The sequence below is a fragment of the Parageobacillus sp. G301 genome, assembly GCF_030268025.1.
Taxonomy (GTDB): Bacteria; Bacillota; Bacilli; order Bacillales; family Anoxybacillaceae; genus Parageobacillus_B; species Parageobacillus_B toebii.
In genome coordinates, this window is record NZ_BSDB01000002.1 from 428,028 (window position 1) to 445,536 (window position 17,509).

The 17,509-nt window shown below is 40.2% G+C and carries 15 protein-coding genes; 10 read left to right on the top strand and 5 right to left on the bottom strand.

The window, feature by feature from the left end; genetic code table 11:
• Positions 1 to 3: 3 nt before the first annotated feature.
• The 8 genes from QSJ37_RS10755 (at position 4) to QSJ37_RS10790 (ending at position 8,965) form a co-directional block, all read left to right on the top strand.
• On the top strand, positions 4 to 735 hold the full coding sequence (locus QSJ37_RS10755) for an N-acetyltransferase (RefSeq protein WP_285755152.1): 732 nt from the start codon (positions 4 to 6) through the stop codon (positions 733 to 735).
• Between the two features lies 1 nt (position 736).
• Positions 737 to 2,179 (top strand): lipopolysaccharide biosynthesis protein, encoded by a 1,443-nt coding sequence (locus QSJ37_RS10760; RefSeq protein ID WP_285755153.1) that lies wholly within the window; start codon positions 737 to 739, stop codon positions 2,177 to 2,179.
• 61 nt (positions 2,180 to 2,240) lie between these two features.
• Complete coding sequence (gene wecB, locus QSJ37_RS10765; RefSeq protein WP_285755154.1) at positions 2,241 to 3,299, top strand: non-hydrolyzing UDP-N-acetylglucosamine 2-epimerase; 1,059 nt, start codon at positions 2,241 to 2,243, stop codon at positions 3,297 to 3,299.
• A gap of 12 nt (positions 3,300 to 3,311) precedes the next feature.
• Positions 3,312 to 4,688, top strand: a complete 1,377-nt coding sequence (locus tag QSJ37_RS10770) for an O-antigen polymerase (protein WP_285755155.1) — start codon at positions 3,312 to 3,314, stop codon at positions 4,686 to 4,688.
• A 10-nt stretch (positions 4,689 to 4,698) separates the two neighbouring features.
• Positions 4,699 to 5,811 (top strand): glycosyltransferase, encoded by a 1,113-nt coding sequence (locus QSJ37_RS10775; protein WP_285755156.1) that lies wholly within the window; start codon positions 4,699 to 4,701, stop codon positions 5,809 to 5,811.
• Entirely contained in the window at positions 5,808 to 6,881 is a 1,074-nt protein-coding gene (locus QSJ37_RS10780) for a glycosyltransferase (protein ID WP_285755157.1), read from the top strand. The genes QSJ37_RS10775 and QSJ37_RS10780 overlap by 4 nt, the downstream gene beginning before the upstream one ends.
• A gap of 3 nt (positions 6,882 to 6,884) precedes the next feature.
• Positions 6,885 to 7,751, top strand: a complete 867-nt coding sequence (galU, locus tag QSJ37_RS10785; RefSeq protein WP_062756107.1) for a UTP--glucose-1-phosphate uridylyltransferase GalU — start codon at positions 6,885 to 6,887, stop codon at positions 7,749 to 7,751.
• Positions 7,748 to 8,965: a glycosyltransferase family 4 protein gene (locus QSJ37_RS10790; protein WP_285755159.1), complete on the top strand. Its 1,218-nt coding sequence runs from the start codon at positions 7,748 to 7,750 to the stop codon at positions 8,963 to 8,965. The genes galU and QSJ37_RS10790 overlap by 4 nt, the downstream gene beginning before the upstream one ends.
• A gap of 106 nt (positions 8,966 to 9,071) precedes the next feature.
• Here the strand turns inward: QSJ37_RS10790 and QSJ37_RS10795 are convergent, their stop codons facing one another.
• From QSJ37_RS10795 to QSJ37_RS10815, 5 genes are all read right to left on the bottom strand, one after another.
• Entirely contained in the window at positions 9,072 to 10,328 is a 1,257-nt protein-coding gene (locus QSJ37_RS10795) for a SpoIID/LytB domain-containing protein (RefSeq protein WP_483313610.1), read from the bottom strand.
• Positions 10,329 to 10,400: 72 nt separating this feature from the next.
• Complete coding sequence (locus QSJ37_RS10800; RefSeq protein ID WP_285756107.1) at positions 10,401 to 11,075, bottom strand: SH3 domain-containing protein; 675 nt, start codon at positions 11,073 to 11,075, stop codon at positions 10,401 to 10,403.
• Positions 11,076 to 11,155: 80 nt separating this feature from the next.
• On the bottom strand, positions 11,156 to 13,396 hold the full coding sequence (locus tag QSJ37_RS10805) for an N-acetylmuramoyl-L-alanine amidase family protein (protein WP_285755161.1): 2,241 nt from the start codon (positions 13,394 to 13,396) through the stop codon (positions 11,156 to 11,158).
• Positions 13,397 to 13,645: 249 nt separating this feature from the next.
• Positions 13,646 to 14,674, bottom strand: coding sequence for an LCP family protein (locus QSJ37_RS10810; protein ID WP_285755162.1), 1,029 nt, complete (start codon positions 14,672 to 14,674; stop codon positions 13,646 to 13,648).
• Between the two features lie 64 nt (positions 14,675 to 14,738).
• Positions 14,739 to 15,377, bottom strand: coding sequence for a YigZ family protein (locus tag QSJ37_RS10815; RefSeq protein ID WP_285755163.1), 639 nt, complete (start codon positions 15,375 to 15,377; stop codon positions 14,739 to 14,741).
• A gap of 222 nt (positions 15,378 to 15,599) precedes the next feature.
• Between QSJ37_RS10815 and QSJ37_RS10820 the strand changes: the two genes are divergently transcribed.
• On the top strand, positions 15,600 to 16,745 hold the full coding sequence (locus QSJ37_RS10820) for a sensor histidine kinase (RefSeq protein ID WP_285755164.1): 1,146 nt from the start codon (positions 15,600 to 15,602) through the stop codon (positions 16,743 to 16,745).
• A 31-nt stretch (positions 16,746 to 16,776) separates the two neighbouring features.
• Positions 16,777 to 17,454, top strand: coding sequence for a response regulator (locus QSJ37_RS10825; protein ID WP_015865096.1), 678 nt, complete (start codon positions 16,777 to 16,779; stop codon positions 17,452 to 17,454).
• The last annotated feature ends 55 nt before the right edge of the window (positions 17,455 to 17,509 follow it).

A 17,509-nucleotide genomic window follows, 5' to 3' on the forward strand; every position in this document is an offset into this window, starting at 1 on the left:
AAAATGAATTTTATTGATTCTTCTGTTGTGCTTGATGAGACGGTAGAAGTCGGTTATTTTACAGTGATCGAAAAAGGTGTGAAAATCGGGAAAAATGTAAAAATCGGAAATCGTGTTACGATTCATGAGGGCACAGTCATCGGTGATGGAACAACCATCGCCGATGGTGCCGTGCTTGGTAAACCGCCAAAGCCAGCGAAAACGAGTACGGTGAAGCTTTCGGACGACATTCCTGCCCTTGTGATTGGCGAAGATTGCACCATTGGCGCGAATGCTGTCATTTATCGCGGCGCAACTATTGGGGCAAACACGTTAGTCGCAGATCTTGCAAGCGTGCGGGAAAACGTGAAAATCGGTAATTACGTCATCGTTGGACGCGGTGTTTGCGTTGAAAACCATGTCGAAATTGGCGACCGCACAAAAATTCAATCCAACTCTTACATTACAGCATATTCGACACTGGAAGACCATGTCTTTATTGCTCCTTGCGTGACAACGACGAATGATAATTATATGGGCAGAACCGAAGAGCGGTTTTCGAAAATTAAAGGTGCGACGATTAAGCGGGGAGCGCGCGTCGGAGGCGGAGTTATCATTCTTCCAGGAATTACAATTGCTGAGGAGACATTTGTGGCAGCAGGAGCGCTTGTGACGAAAGATACAGAACCAAAAACAGTTGTCAAAGGATTTCCAGCTAAATTCAGCAAAATGGTAGATGAGCGGGAGTTGTTATAAATTGTTGTCGCAATTAAAGCGTTTAGGAGCGGATTCGCTCCTTTACGCGTTTATGAACGTGGGAACGAAACTCATCGCGTTTATTATGTTACCTGTGTACACGAGCTTTTTATCGAGAGCCCAATATGGGCTTGTCGATGTTTTAGACCGATGGACATCGATGTTGACTTTCCTTGTTATTTTTGGCACAGATTCGGCGCTATCGTTTTATTACTATGACACAAAGGATGAGAATAAGCGCCTTGTGTATGTACGGAATGTCATGTATTTCCGGCTTTTTGTCGTTTTTTTGCTATTTGTACTGGTACTGCTTGCCGGTCCATGGTTTTCCAAAATACTGCTGGAAAATCCTCATCATGTTGATTTATTGTATATTAATTTATTTACGCTGCTTTTGGATACCGTTTTTGTTGTTGTGACGACCGTTATGCGATTTGAATTTCAAACAAAAAAAGTTGCTTTATTTACGCTGATAAAAATGCTTCTCGTTGCGGTTCTTTCCTACGCAGCGTTGAAATTTTTTGAACCAACTCCGAAAGGGTTGTTTCTCGGTAGATTAATAAGCAGCGGTATTGTTTTCTTTTTTATGTTGCATATTACGGGAAAGTATTTAAAGTTTCATGTGAGATGGGACGTCCTTAAAGAACTGCTTGCTTACGCCGCTCCATTGGCGCCAACCTCTTTAGCGTTTTGGGTAATTGCCAATTCGAGTACTATATTTATTCAAAAGTTCGCTTCCCTTGAGGAAGCGGGCGTATTTGGAGTAGCGCTGCGCTTGGCAATGATGATTACGTTGATTACAAGCGGCATACAAATGGCTTGGCGTCCTTATTCTATGTCAATAAAAGATCAAGAAAACAGCCCATGGCTGTTTGCAAAAATTTATATGGCTTTATTGCTGTTGGGGCTTTTCGGAATTATAGCGGTTGCAACGGTTAGTCCATGGATCATGAAAACGTTTTTTGCTACGCAGTATTACGAAGCATATCGGTATGTTTCATTTCTTTCGTGTGTTACATTTTTAAATTTTTATTATCTCATTATTTCTGCCGGCCTCTTTTTTACAAAGCAGACGGCGTACATTACCCGTGTGTTTATGATCGCGGCGTTCCTCAATATCGTTTTAAATTTTATGCTCGTTCCTTATTGGATTGAATGGGGAACAATTGTCGCTAATATTTTTACCTATGTGTTTGCTATATGGTTGATTTTCCGGAAAAGCCAAAAAGTTTATTATGTGCCAGTTTCATTTGGGAAAATGTCCTTTTTATTTGTAAACGCGCTGATTAGCCTAGTGGCTATTGTGTATATTCAAGAAACGAAAATACATGACGGATGGGTTATACTTGGATGGATCTACTTTCTGCTCATAGTGCTGATTAGCCGCGTAGATGCGGATTTTCGCGCTAAGCCGTCACATTTTCACGGGGGTGCCGCCGAATAAACACGGGTAATCACCGAAAAAGATAATATCAATGGGAACCGATTTTTTAGGAGGTGTTACGATGAAAATTGTTACCGTTTTAGGTGCAAGACCGCAATTTATTAAAGCAGCGCCTGTTTCTCGTGTGCTGCGTCAAAGACATACAGAGTTAATTATTCATACTGGGCAACATTATGACGCGAATATGTCTGATATTTTCTTTGAAGAGTTAAACATTCCAAAACCTGATTATCATTTAGGTGTCGGTTCTGGCAGTCATGGGAAGCAGACCGGGGAAATGTTGATCAAGATTGAAGAAGTTGTGTTAAAAGAAAAGCCTGATTATGTACTTGTGTATGGTGACACAAACTCAACGCTTGCCGGCGCGCTCGTCGCTGCAAAATTGCATATTCCTGTTATTCATGTTGAAGCGGGATTGCGCAGTTTTAATAAAAAAATGCCGGAAGAAATTAACCGAATTATGACAGACCATGTATCAGAATTTTTATTTTGTCCTACAGAGACCGCGGTAGAAAATCTAAAGAAAGAAAACATTACGCGAAATGTGATCAACGTTGGGGATGTCATGTACGATGCGGTACTATACAATCAAGAATTGGCACAACAAAAATCGACAATTCTTGCTGATTTAGGGCTGCAACCGAAACAATATCATTTAATTACGATTCATCGCGCAGAAAATACCGATGATATCCATAATATGAAAAATATCTTAGAGGCATTTTCGCAAATCGATGAAATGAAAGTGTGGCCGATTCATCCACGGACAAAACATAAACTAGCAGAATACGGATTGGATGCGGCATCCATTCCTAATCTGAAGATCATTGAGCCTGTCGGTTATTTAGATATGTTAACGTTAGAAAGCAATGCCAAAAAAATTATTACGGATTCCGGTGGTGTGCAAAAAGAAGCCTACTTTATGAAGGTGCCTTGCGTAACTGTCCGCGAACAAACGGAATGGGTAGAAACATTAGAGTCGGAAGCGAATATTTTGGTTGGCACGGATGTAGAGAAGATTGTGGAAGCGGTAAAAAAAGCAGTGAACCCTGTATATGCCAACGTATTTGGTGATGGAAAAGCGGCAGAAAAAATTGTTGCAGCGATTGAACAAGTGTAAGGGTGCGATTCTATGCTGTATGTGCTTTTTTGGATGATCGTATTATGCATATCGACTTTACTGTTTCGTTACGTGGCAGGAACACTTTCGTTTACGAAACCGAACCTTGTCTCCATTGTCTATTACTACTCACTATTAGTTTCTAGTTTTATTGGCGCATTGTTCATTGCATTAGGTATAGACGACTATTATATGACGAGGAAACTTTTTCGCCCTGATGAATACCGCATGATTGGATTTGTTGTTGTTTGTTTTGTCATGGTGTTTCTGCCGCTATCGATGTTCTTTGTTTCGAAACTGTGCGGGTTTGAGGCGAAACGAGAATTTAATGATTATTTGAAAAAACCACTTGAGAATATGGCTGCCAATCGCAACGAAATATTTTATTTGTTTGCTGCCTTATCAGCGATTAGTTTCTTAGCTATTATTTATATGGTTTGGAAGACGCCTGACATTCCGATTTTTGAGTTGTTAAAAGGCACGGACGAAAGTTTGGCGGAGTTGCGTGTGGAAGCATCGCGTCATTTTCATGGAAACGTATTGTTTCGAAATATTTTTGCTCTCACTCTTACTCCTGTTTTATCGCTTATCGTTTATCTTTTTGCTGTGTTGACCAATGAACCTAGATGGAAGCTGCTTTTTGTTTTCCTATTTGCCGGCGCCGTGTTTGTTAATGTATATGATTTAGCTAAATCTCCGATCTTTTTCTACTTTATTATGTTTTTCCTCGTTCGTATATATATTGGGAAAATGAGATTCTCTCCTGTAAAATTAGCAGTATACGGAATCATTGGCGGCGCTGTTCTCGTAGGGATGTATGTTGTCATTCAAGGGGTCAATGATATTGGAACGTTTTTATCCTACAATAAAGGACCGATTGGCAGACTAATCCTAGCACAAATCGCACCGACATTTTTGCACTTGAATATATTTGGGGAAGCGTTGCCGTTTCTCTATGGGAAAAGTTTACCTTCGGCTTTAACCGGATTGTTTGATATCGATAACGTTCGTTCGGCGCGAATGGTAATGGCTCACGTATTTCCAGAGCGGATTGAAGATGGAACAGGGGGAGTATTGAATACGCTCTTTGTTGCGGAAGCATACGCTAACTTTGGTTATTTAGGCATCATTATTGGCACCCTATACGTAGGAGCGGTAATTCAGCTTTTGTATATTTTCTTTCTCCGTCTGCCGAAAAATCCAATATTTCTTAGTCTGTTTGTCTACTTTTCGATCAACATCCCTCGAACCATTGTTGGGGGTTTTACCGATTTCTTATTCAACCCGATTTGGATATTGCTTATCACGCTGTTTGGGGGATTGGCACTGTTTATGTATATGAAGGACGATATACGGTTAATGCTTCTAAAAAAATTTAACAGTCGATGAGGGATTTAGAATGAAAAAGGTCCTTGTTTACTATCCTTTTCCGCTCGCGAAACAAACGAATAGCGGTTCCAAGTTAAGACCACACGAAATGTATAAAGCGTTTTGTGAATGGGGAGCCAAAGAGGGAATTGAAGTAATTCTTATTTCTGGTACGTCAGCAGAGCGGGAAAAGCAATTTTGTCAGCTTCAGAACGAAGGGAAGCTGACAAATCTTTTGTTCTGCTATATGGAAAACCAAACGATTCCTTTATGGTTGACCGATCCAGGACATAAGCCGCAAAAACCATTGATTGATTGGAAAGTATTGCGGTATTTGAAGAAACATCATGTTCCCGTAGGTGTCTTTTATCGTGATGTGTATTGGAAATTTGATGAGCTCTACCCGCTCAAAGGCTGGAAGAAAAAAATTATGCAAACTGTTTATCGGTGGGAAGAGCGCTTTTATGAGAAATATTGCGACGTCATTTTTTTACCTAGCATGGAGATGGGAAAGTACGTTTCCATCCGGCGCCCGATGGTAGATTTGCCGCCGGGGGGAAAGCGAAAAACGATTCCGCTCAAACAGCGCGATAACAACGTTTCCAAAGCGATTTATGTTGGCGGCATTAACAATGATGACTACGGATTGTTTTTGCTTCTTGATGCATTAGAAATCGTAAATCAGGAAAAAACGATTGTTCATTTAACTGTCGTATGCCGTAAAAATGAATATGATGCCTTACCTGTTTCGAAAAAGGAACGCATAAAGCAATTAAACGTAGAGGTAAAACATATTAGTGGAGAAGAATTAGATCGTTTGTATGCACAGATGGATTTTGCGCTTATTCCAAGAATTCGCAGCGAATATAATGATTTTTCCGTACCTGTCAAACTTGTTGAATATTTGTCAAATGGACTGCCAATCGTGGCCACATCCTGTTTGGCGCAAAAGCGTTTTATTGAAGAGGATGGGTATGGCATTATTTGTGATGATAATAAACATTCCATGGCCGAAGCAATTCGGGACATGATAGAATATCAAGACGGCTACCGCAACAATATTGTGCGAACATTTGTTGAAAAGCATTCATGGGTGGCAAGAGTAGAAAAAGTGAAAAAGACATTAATGGGGGAAGATGAATGAAAGTATTGCTGTTAGCCCCAAGCAAATCGATTCACACGCATAAATGGGCTTTGTTTTATCAAGAACAAGGTATTGATGTAAAAGTAGTTACGTTCAAAGATCATTATTCACCGGAAAACGCGAAAGAAGTCGAAACCATTGTATTGCCAAAATGGCTGCCGGGAAAATTATCGTATATTTCGACTGTATCCACGTTGAAAAAAGTTTTGTCGTCGTTCCAACCAGATATTTTACACTCTCATTATGTATCTAGTTATGGATTTGTCGGTGCCATTGCCGGGTACCATCCTTTCTATGTTTCCGTATGGGGACGTGATATTTATCAATTCCCAAAACAAAATACATTGAACCGAAAGATTGTGGAGTATACATTAAAAAAAGCAGACGTGATTTGTTCTACAAGTCATGTGATGGCGCAGGAAACGAAGAAATATACAAATAAAGCGGTCGAAGTAACTCCTTTTGGGGTTGATATCACTAAATTTAAACCTCTGCCAAAAGCGGAAGAAAAACGAGAAGTAACGATTGGGACGGTAAAAGCCCTTTCTGATAAGTATGGAATCGCGGATCTCATCAAAGCTTTTGCGAAGATTCGAAATGATTATCCAAATACGAATTTGCTTATTGTTGGAGATGGGCCGCAGAGAAAAGAATACGAGCTGCTAGCGGAACAGTTGGGTGTTCGTGACGTTACTACGTTTACTGGAAGAGTGCCGAACACGGACGTACCAAAGTATATTAATAAGATGGATATTTTTGCTGTTCCATCTACGGAGGATAGCGAAAGCTTTGGCGTGGCGGCGGTAGAGGCGATGGCTTGCGGAGTACCGGTGGTCGTGTCGAATGTAGGAGGATTGCCTGAAGTAGTGAAAGATGGGATAACCGGATTGGTGGTGCCGAAAGAGAGTCCAGAGAAGTTGGCAGAAGCATTTGAAACACTTTTACGTGATCCAAGTTTACGTTCGAAAATGGGGGAAAAAGGAATTCTTCATGTGAAAGAACATTATAATTGGATAGAAAATGCGTCGAGAATGCTTCACTTATACAAGCAAACGTTAAACGAGGTGTGAATCATGATTAAAAAAGCAGTGATTCCAGCAGCGGGGCTTGGCACCCGTTTTCTACCAGCTACAAAAGCGCAGCCAAAAGAGATGCTGCCAATTGTTGATAAACCGACCATTCAATATATTATAGAAGAAGCTGTTCATTCAGGAATTGAAGATATTATCATTGTGACAGGCCGAAACAAACGTGCTATTGAGGATCATTTTGATAAATCGGTTGAGTTAGAGTTGCTTTTAGAAAAAACTGGGAAACATGATATGCTGCAGGTTGTAGAGTCCATTTCAAATTTAGTGGATATTCATTATGTCCGGCAAAAAGAACCTCTTGGACTCGGACATGCTGTATTATGTGCGAAAAAGTTTATTGGCAATGAGCCGTTCGCTGTATTGCTGGGCGATGATATCATTGACAGCGATGTTCCAGCATTAAAGCAGATGATAGAACAGTATGAACGCGTTCAGTCAAGCATTCTAGGGGTAAAAGAAGTGCCTCGTTCCGAAGTGAATAAGTACGGAATCGTTGATTATAATGGTCAAAACGGGGATTTGTTCACTGTCAAAGGCCTTGTTGAAAAACCAGCGGTCGAAGAAGCGCCGTCAACTCAGGCAATTATTGGCCGATATATTTTAACTCCAGCTGTTTTTGACATGTTAGAACAAGTTGCTCCAGATTCCAAAGGAGAAATTCAACTAACCGATGCGATTGATCTTTTATTATCCAAAGAACAAGTGTATTCTTACATTATTAAAGGAATGCGTTATGATGTAGGAGATAAATTTGGTTTTCTCCAAGCTTCGATCGATTTTGCGTTAAAGCGCCCGGATTTAAAAGAGAAATTACAACAATACTTAAAGGAAAAGCTGAAACAATTATGAGAATTATTTATTTGTGCCAGCACTTTCCACCTGAGACGGGCGCACCGCAAATTCGAGTATATGAAGTCAGCAAGGAATTGATCAAAAGAGGCCATCAAGTGGAAGTGTTGACGGCGTTTCCACATCATCCAAAAGGAGTCATTCCAGAAGAGTATCGCGGTATGTTTTATTTATTTGAAGAGTGGGACGGCATCCCTGTTCACCGAACATGGATTTATCCATCACCAAAAGGGAGTTTCTGGAAGAGATTAGCTTCCTACTTTTCTTTTACATTCAGCTCGTTTTATTCTCTTTTTAAATCGAAGCCGACAGATGTTATTATTTGCAACTCCCCGCCTTTGTTTTTGGGAATTACCGGCTATCTTGGGGCAAAGCTAAAAAGGGCAAAATTTGTATTTAATGTCGCTGATATTTGGCCGGAATCTGCGGTAGAGCTAGGAATTTTAAAAAATAAAGCATTTATCCGGATGGCAAGATGGCTCGAATTGTTTTTGTACAAAAAGTCATGGAAAATAGCAGCAGCGACGGAAGGTATTCGCGATTATATGATTCAGCAGGGAAAAGCGCCGAGTGACGTATTTTTATTACCGAACGGAGTAAATACGGACGTGTTTAAGCCGCTGCCGAAAAATGAGGAGCTATTGAGAGAGTTGGGACTAGAAGGAAAAGTAGTGTTTACCTATGCGGGAACAATGGGGTATGCACAAGGATTGGATTCCGTTTTGCGAGCAGCGGCTTTGATTAAAGAGGAATATCCAAATGCTCATTTTCTGTTTGTCGGCGATGGCCAGGAGCGGGAAAAGCTAATCAAGCTAAAAGAAGAGCTGCGCCTCGATAATGTTACGTTTTACGGCTCTGTGCCTGTGTCGAAAATGCCTGACATTTTTTCTATATCCGACTATAGTATCGTGTCATTACGCAATATTGACTTATTTAAAGGAGCGCGGCCATCAAAAATTTTCCCTGCTATCGCTACAGGAACACCAGTTCTTTATTGTGGAGCTGGGGAGAGCGCTGAGATTTTGAAAACCCATAACTGTGGAAGAATCGCGCCTCCGGAACAACCGGAAGGAATCGCTGCTGTGATACGGGAGCTAATGCAAATTTCTGAAGAGGAATACCGTATGATGTCAGAAAACGGCAGGAGATTAGCGGTAGAGGAATATTCATGGAGCAGTATCGTTGATGATTTATTAAAACATCTTTCTGAATAAAATATCAAAGGCCATTTTAGGATAAAAAAGAAACCAGCGTGTCCAATGTCGGTCACACTGGTTTCTTTTTTTGCCGATTCATCTATATGAACCAAATGTTCCACCTTTAGTAAGAAACTTTTGCTCCTTTATAATAATGCTCAAGAATTTGTTTCGCTGTCCATCCTTTTTCGGCAAATGCTTTTGCTCCATATTGGCTCATGCCGATACGGTGTCCCCAGCCTCTTCCCGTTACCGTAATGGAAGAGACTTTTGCCGGGTCAGAAGAAATCAAAGTGACCCCTGTGGCAGTTTGGACATTTACGTCTTCCGATATCGTCACCGTGCCGTTGGCTGTCTGCACCGTTTGTCCTTTTAAAGAGGCAACAGTTTTTTTCCCTTGCGGTGTTTGTATAAATAATTGCTTGCCCTCTTTATTTACTTGAATATCAAACCAACTGGATGGCAGCATTCCGTAATATGATCCGCTGTTAAGAGGAAACAGCTTGCGGATTTGATTTTCGTTTCCTTTTACTGTTTTTGTGCCTTCCGAAGTCTCAATCGTTACGGCGCCTACCTCCCCATTCGCGCCGGTTTTGGTGATGGACATATTATATAAAGCTGCTGATGGATTGCGAATGCCAAACGACTGCAAAATCGTGCTAGGAGAAAAGGTAAAAGACCATCGGCTATGCGGCGATGATTCATATGGATCATCAACACTGACAAGATAAGGATAGGCACTTTGATTTGAATTCCATACATCGCCAACGTTGGCTGTTCTCCCACCGCTGGTAGAATGATAAAATGTCTCGATGACTTTCCCTTGGTATTTGATATACAGTCCTTTCGTTGCATCGACGGCTTGATTCGTTCTTTGGTTTTCACCATCAAACCCTTTATACGTTTGGGTATTTGGATTAGTAGTTAATTTGTTTCTATTTACATAAGCGTAGTTTCTAGCAGAAATCGCCTGTGCCTTTAATGCCTCCATTGGCCAGGAAGCAGGCATTTCGCTTGGAACGACACCTTTTAAGTAGTCTTCCATCCCTAAAATATTCACTACTTGAAGAGAGTTGTTTTGCGTGCTGATATCTAGTCCGCCGCGATAACGGGTTTTGTTAACCGTTACTAAGGATAGCGGAGCGGCTCCCTTTGTTTCCTGAATAATAAATCCAGTGCTAGAAAAATCAGATTTGGAATTGTATGTGACAGAAACTCTTGATGGATAATATTGAAAAGTTAATGTTGTTCCGCTTGCCAATGGCGTAATTGTCATTTTTTCTTTATTTAAAATTTGATAGTTTCCATTCACAGAAACTGTAACACTTGTCCCTTTATGTACTAGAACATTGACAGGGTTCTCATAGGTGATAATTTCCATAGCGTTTGAAGAAATGGGAAAAAACAAAAAAAAGATAACAGGAAATAAAAAGAAACATATTTTTTTCACGAATTATTTCACCTCACCGAACTTGGCGGGCATCCAGCCGCGCTGACCGTTTGATAATTGGACGTTATACCATACTTCCTTTTGACTATTGGTAAATGATTGGATGAAGACCAGGCTTGTCCCGCGTTCTACCGTTGCGATGACTGGATATGAGGTGGTTGCCCCTTTTCTAATATCGACTCTATCTGTAGTGCTGACCGTTTTTTGTGTATTGTTATTAATGCGCGATGTAGAAACATCACCAGAATATACCCATCCTTTTAAGGTGGAAGAAAGTTCGACCCGATACCATAATCCTTGAGAGGATGTAAATGAATCAATTACCTTTAAAGAGTCACCAGCATTTTTATAGGCAATCACTTTATAATTGGTGGATGCTCCACTGCGAATGGCGACGTTATTCTTTGCTACGTATACGGTTGACGGTAATGTTGGTGTTGAAGGTTGATTAGCTAATTGCTGCTTTAAACGATCAATTTCTTTTTGCTGCGCCTCCACTTTTGCCTTTAGAGAAGCGATGTCGGACTTAATAGGGGATAACTGCGACGTTACCCAATCAACGCTGGCAAGAATTACTTCTTCAGACGCTTTCATAACCGATGGGGTGAAAAAAATCGAGCCAGCAATCATTCCCGCAGCTAGTCCAATTGAAATTGCCCATTTTTTTGTTTTCATGATTTATTACCTCCATTATTTTGATGAAAATGAATGAAAGAGAATAATGGAGTGATATCCATTATTCTCTTTTTTATGTGGATTTAGAAGTTATTAAAATATTCTTCCAAGCCTTTTCGAATGCCTACAGCGGCTTTTTGTCGAAACGCTTTTGTTTTTAAAAGAGCTTCCTCGTTTGGATTAGATATAAAAGCTAATTCTACGAGAATGCTAGGCAATTCATTTTTGCGATTTACATAAAACTCTTGCTGTTTATAGCCTCTATTGTATGTACCTAGTTGCGCTACAAGATGCTTTTGTACAATTTTCGCTAGTTGTTGGCTCTTTGGTCCATTAAAATTAGTTGATATATTATAGTAAGTTGTAGTTCCGCGTGATGTGCGAGAATACGAGTCAGCATGAATGCTAATGAATGCGTCATAATCTGAACTATTTGCAATCAAGGTGCGTTCCGCAAGTTCCAGAAATACGTCTTTGCTTCTCGTTAATTTAACAATGGCTCCTGCTTTTTCGAGTTCATCTTTCAGCAATAGAGCAGTGTCAAGGGTTACATCTTTTTCTTTTAAACCACTTGGTCCGATAGCACCTGAATCATGTGCGCCATGTCCGGCGTCAATAATAATTTTTTTTCCTTTTAAACCTCTTTCCATCACTTTAATAGACAGCTTATCCGTATAGTTGCGAAGCGTAAATGTATATCCAGGTGAGAATGTAACAATTAACGAGTTATCTATCTTCTCTATTGAGCGAATACCTTTAATAGAAAAGGAAGGTATTTCGGCATATGAGAAAGAACCAGTAATTTTTAAACGATTTTCGGAAAGAATCGTGTAGGACACTTTAAAATTAGACGTTTTCTTCCAAATAAAATAAGTTTCGTTGGCAGTTTCCTGTTTGATTGGGTCAATAAAACTGTTCAATGCGATAGAGGAAGTTTGAGCTTTTTCCACCCATCCTCGTATTCCTGAAGTTGTTTCTGCATAAATCCATCCATTATATTCATAAAGGTAAACGAGTCGTTCATTTGCGCTTAACGTTTTGGTAATCTTATAGTTTTTAGACGCTCCACGACGCAAGGCGACAGCTGAACTTTTAGCATATACGTATTTTATTTTATTTACTTCAAATTCCGGCATCCAGCCTGTTTTTCCCGATGGAGATGCTACTTGTATCCAATTAAATGACGAACCCGGAACGGTCTGTTTTACAGTAACTTGCTTATTTTTCGAAACTCTTTCGACCACTGCAGAGTTGAAACGTGGTTCTGCATATAGAACAGCATTATTAGTCGTGATTGTTTTTTTGACGTTTGTTGATGGTGTGGTGGAGTTGTTGTTTTCTTTTACTACCGTTTCATGAACCCAGCCAATTTGTTTATTTGCCAAAGAGATTTTGTACCACGTTGCACCTTTTTCGTCAGTAGCGGTAGCAATTCCATGCAACAACGTTCCCTTTTTTAACTGCGTCAAGACTTTTGCACTAAGTGAAGGAGCTTGCCGGACATTAGCAACGGAAACATGAACGACAAGTTGGTAAGAACCTTTTTTTTCATTTTTCGGAGAAGAGCCCGATACCAAATTTGGCGCAGAAACGGCCACTGTGTTTTTTAATACCTTTTCTGGGACCCATCCTTTTATGTTTCCTAAATCAACACGATACCAAATTTCTTTTGTGTTCGTTACAAATGCATCTATAACGGTTACCGTTTGGCCGCTTTTTAAAGTTGCCACGCTTAGATAGTTAATATTTGCCCCACGACGCACGGGAGAAGATTGTGTAGCTGTCATTTTGGCAGGCAGAGATTTCGGGAGACCGTCTGCGATATGTAATTTTTCCGCTTTCACCCAACCTTTTACTCCAGATGTTTCTACTAGGAAGTATTTTTCTTGAAGAGAGTTCGTGAATTCATCTATAATTTTCACGATATTGCCATTGTTTAACGTTTTGACAAGAGGGTAATTAGAAGAAGCGCCTTTTCGCATAGCCACATTATTTTCAGATATAACTGCTTGCTTGCCAATGACGGTTTCTTTTTTCGCCGTAAAGTTTTCCGCTAATGACCATCCTGTCACGCGTTCAAATTGAACACGATACCATACTTCTCCAAATGCATTTTTAAATTCGTCAATAACGGTAACTTCGCGCCCCGTCGGAATGGAACTTACGATTGAATAGGATTGGGTAGCCCCTCTTCTCAACACGGTATTTTTTTCCGCCACCATTTGCATTGGATATTGATTGGATACGGCATCCCCTGCGGCAAGTGAGATTGTGGGCCATAAAGAACAAGTTGCAAGAATTGTAGAAACGATGAGTTTTTTCACGAATGATATCCCTCCGTGTTGTATCTTTAATATTTTTCTATACTATAATAGCGAATTTTGGCGGATTTTCCAATGCGAATAAAGTGCTATATAGGAGTATTGAGAGGAAAAAAGGGGAATGGAATTGTTGGGAATAATGAAGGAAAATGTAAATGGACATGAATTCCTCAGTAGCAATAGTCACCTAGCTTAAACTTTCATAAAAAAAGCCTCCCTATAAGCTTACGTAGATGAGGGAGGCTCTGGTAATTAGTTGGAAGTGACGAAATCGGAGTCGTTTTGTGTAAACGAGGTAGTCTCCTTCTCCTCTAAAGCTTGTTGTAGTGTTTTTGTAATTTCGGCAACGGATTGTTCATCTGGGATATAGTAATACACCTCATTAATGGTATCATCATACCCCTTTAGATGAAGGGTTTCTACACGGGCATCATCCATTTTTTGATATAGATAAATAAAAGATAACAAATCGGAAGGAGGAATATTTGTACGAACATGGTCTCCTAAGTTAGCGATCACATCATCAAGTTTTGTTAAGGAAGTAATCGATGTACTTTTCTCTATAATCGCTTTAATGACTTGTTTTTGACGTTCGTTTCTTCCGAAATCGCCTTTTGGATCCGATTTTCTCATTCGTACATAAGCAAGCGCTTCGTTTCCATTCAGTTTTTGTTTGCCTTTATGAAACGTATGCCATTTTAAGGAACCGGTTAGTTGAGCTTTAAATGTAAACGGCACATTGACCGTAATTCCACCTAGGGAATCGACTATTTCTTCGAATCCTTCGAAGTCGGTTGTGATGTAATAATCAATTGGAACATCAATCAACTCATTGACAGCGGCGATTGTTGACTCAATGCCACCGTAGCTGTAAGAGTGTGTAATTTTATCTTTTCTGCCTTCCGAAGGGATGTAAACGCGCGTATCACGCGGGATACTTAATAAATAAACTTTTTTTGTTTTTGGGTTAACGGTTAGAAGCATGATCACGTCCGAACGGCCTTCTTCGTCGTGATATTGATTTTCTACACCAACAAGTAAAATCGTGACAGGATCTTTTCGTATTTCAATTTTTTTATCGCGCTTTTTCCATAGATTGGATGGGTCTAGTGCTTCGTATATTTTTTCCGATGCTTTTTTTGTTTCTAAATATATATTGTAACCAAACACACTGATCGACCCGATAAATAGAAAAAACAGCATAAGTAAAATCATACGGATTTTTTTCTTTTTCTTCTTCCTTTTTTTTACTAATTTTCTTGCATTTCTTGAGTCAACCATAGTAACCCTCTTTTCAGTTAATTTTTACAAAAAGCTGTTTACCGACTCAATATTTGCTTTCTTCCTATATTTCGATTTGTTGTTCTAAATACTCCGTCTCCCCTTCTCTTATTTCCGCTCTTCCGTTGGTAAGTTCCATCATCCATTCGATGAACGTTTGTTTTTTTTCTTCATCAACGAAAATTTCCAGTTCAACATTTTCTAAATAATGGATATCCTTTATAGTATATACAGAAGAGCGCAATTCATTTTCCACTTTTCCGAGCCATGTGTAGTCAATGACAACATGCATGACGCGCACAAGGCGGCGTTCGACAATGCCAGCTGCCTTAAGCCCTTCTGATACCGATTTTCCGTAAGCACGAACAAGACCGCCTGCCCCGAGTTTAATGCCGCCAAAATATCGGGTGACGACGGCGACGGTATCTTTTAATCCTTTTTTCTTTAACACTTCCAGCATTGGAACGCCAGCGGTGCCGCTTGGCTCGCCGTCATCGTTCGCTTTTTGAATTTGGTCGTGTTCGCCGATGATATAGGCAGAACAGTTATGTGTCGCGTCCCAATGCTTTTTTTTAATTTGCTGGATAAACTGAATCGCTTCCTCTTCTGTTGTTGCTCTATTGATATAGCAAATGAAACGGGATTTTTCAATAATGATTTCGTTTTCTCCGTACCCTTTTACTGTGTAATATTTTTGTAACAAAACAAAAATCACCCCACTGTTACACAAAGGAGTTTCAAAAATTCGATAAGTTTTGGATAAAAACATGTTATACTAATTTAGTAGACAAAGAAATAGATTGTTATTGTTATTGGATGCTTTTTTTATTATAAATCGACAACATTTTTCCTTCAAATAAATTTTTTTGGTGCAGATACACAAAATTAGAAAGCAGCGCAGCAAAGCGTTTACGGGGGATCTTGTATGTCTTCAAATAAAACGTTAGATGCAAAGGAATTAGATAAAATTGTCGAAAAAATGATCGACACCGTTCAACATAGCAAAGACGAAATTTTTCGAATCGGTGAACAGTCGCGTCAAGAACATGAACGGCTGCTTCAAGAATTGTTGGAAGTGAAGATGCTAACCAAACAGACGATTGAAGAGGCCGATAAACTGGAAATACAAACCCGGCTGTCTCGGCAGCGCCTTGCGGAAGTAAGCAAGGATTTTTCGCTATATTCGGAAGAGGAAATTCGTGAAGCATACGAAAAGGCCCATGAATTGCACATGGAGCTGGCGATGATCCGCGAGCGGGAAAAACAGCTGCGGCTGCGGCGCGATGAGCTGGAGCGGCGCTTAATCGGGCTGAAAGAAACGATCGAACGGGCAGAGCATTTAGTTGGACAAATTACGGTTGTTCTTGATTATTTAAACAGCGATTTCCGTCAAGTAGGGGAATTTATTGAAGGGGCTAAACAAAAACAAGAGTTTGGGTTAAAAATTATCGAGGCGCAAGAAGAGGAAAGAAAACGGCTATCGCGGGAAATTCATGATGGTCCAGCGCAAACGCTCGCCCATGCCATTCTTCGTTCCGACTTCATTGAAAAAGTGTTAAAAGATCGCGGCATTGAAGCGGCGATTGCCGAAATTCGCGATTTTAAAAAAATGGTTCGTTCTGCTCTTCATGAGGTACGAAGAATTATTTATGATTTGCGACCAATGGCGCTTGACGATTTAGGTTTAATTCCTACACTAAGAAAATACCTACAAACGATCGAAGATTATAATAGGGAGATTACCGTCTCCTTTGTACACATTGGTGAAGAAGTAAGACTACCGGCCCGAATGGAAGTTGCGGTGTTCCGTCTCGTTCAAGAATCAGTACAAAATGCCCTGAAGCATGCGGAAGCGACCGAAATTCAAGTGAGAACGGAAATGAATAACAACCAGCTGTTTGTGATGGTAAAAGATAATGGGAAAGGATTTGACACAACGGTAAAAAAAGAGAATGCTTTTGGACTTATTGGCATGAAAGAACGGGTCGAATTGTTGCAAGGGACATTAACGATTCGGTCAAAGATTGGATTCGGTACAACGATTTTCATTCGTATTCCGTTGAATGTATAACGTTACATAATCAAAAAAGGGAGGAGAGGTTATGAAAACACGCATCGCCATTATTGATGATCATCAACTATTTCGGGAAGGGATTAAGCGAATTTTAGAATTTGAAGAGGAGTTTGAAGTCGTCGCAGAAGGCGCAGACGGAAGCGAAGCTCTTTCGATTGTAGAAGAGCATCGCCCTGACATTGTCATTATGGACATTAACATGCCGAACATCAATGGAGTAGAGGCAACGAAACAGCTGATTGAAACGTACCCTGATACAAAAGTTGTCGTTCTTTCGATTCATGATGATGAAAACTATGTGATGCGCGCATTGCAAACAGGGGCTACCGGCTATTTATTAAAAGAAATGGATGCAGATACATTGATTGAAGCGGTGAAAATCGTCGCAGAAGGCGGCTCGTACTTGCACCCGAAAGTGACGCACAATTTGATTCGCGAATACCGCCGGCTTGCATCGGAAAAAGGAGAAAACAAAGAAAGAAAACGAGAAGTCCGCTGGCCGCTTCATCTATTAACGCGCCGTGAATGTGAAGTATTGCAGCTATTAGCAGACGGAAAGAGCAACCGCGGTATCGGTGAGGCGCTATATATCAGCGAAAAAACGGTGAAAAATCATGTAAGCAACATTTTGCAAAAGCTAAACGTGAATGACCGCACACAAGCGGTAGTAGTCGCTATCAAAAATGGCTGGGTCGAAGTTCGTTAGTTGCTTATGAAAATTGTCGATGTTTATTGCTATTTGATAATGAAATTCGTTCCAT

Bases quoted from the DNA above. Each gene is read 5' to 3' on its own strand.
- QSJ37_RS10820 (WP_285755164.1), top strand. From the start codon at position 15,600: ATGTCTTCAAATAAAACGTTAGATGCAAAGGAATTAGATAAAATTGTC.
- QSJ37_RS10780 (WP_285755157.1), top strand. From the start codon at position 5,808: ATGAAAGTATTGCTGTTAGCCCCAAGCAAATCGATTCACACGCATAAA.
- QSJ37_RS10770 (WP_285755155.1), top strand. From the start codon at position 3,312: ATGCTGTATGTGCTTTTTTGGATGATCGTATTATGCATATCGACTTTA.
- galU (WP_062756107.1), top strand. From the start codon at position 6,885: ATGATTAAAAAAGCAGTGATTCCAGCAGCGGGGCTTGGCACCCGTTTT.
- QSJ37_RS10775 (WP_285755156.1), top strand. From the start codon at position 4,699: ATGAAAAAGGTCCTTGTTTACTATCCTTTTCCGCTCGCGAAACAAACG.
- QSJ37_RS10795 (WP_483313610.1), bottom strand. From the start codon at position 10,328: ATGGAAATTATCACCTATGAGAACCCTGTCAATGTTCTAGTACATAAA.
- QSJ37_RS10810 (WP_285755162.1), bottom strand. From the start codon at position 14,674: ATGGTTGACTCAAGAAATGCAAGAAAATTAGTAAAAAAAAGGAAGAAG.
- QSJ37_RS10790 (WP_285755159.1), top strand. From the start codon at position 7,748: ATGAGAATTATTTATTTGTGCCAGCACTTTCCACCTGAGACGGGCGCA.
- QSJ37_RS10755 (WP_285755152.1), top strand. From the start codon at position 4: ATGAATTTTATTGATTCTTCTGTTGTGCTTGATGAGACGGTAGAAGTC.
- wecB (WP_285755154.1), top strand. From the start codon at position 2,241: ATGAAAATTGTTACCGTTTTAGGTGCAAGACCGCAATTTATTAAAGCA.
- QSJ37_RS10825 (WP_015865096.1), top strand. From the start codon at position 16,777: ATGAAAACACGCATCGCCATTATTGATGATCATCAACTATTTCGGGAA.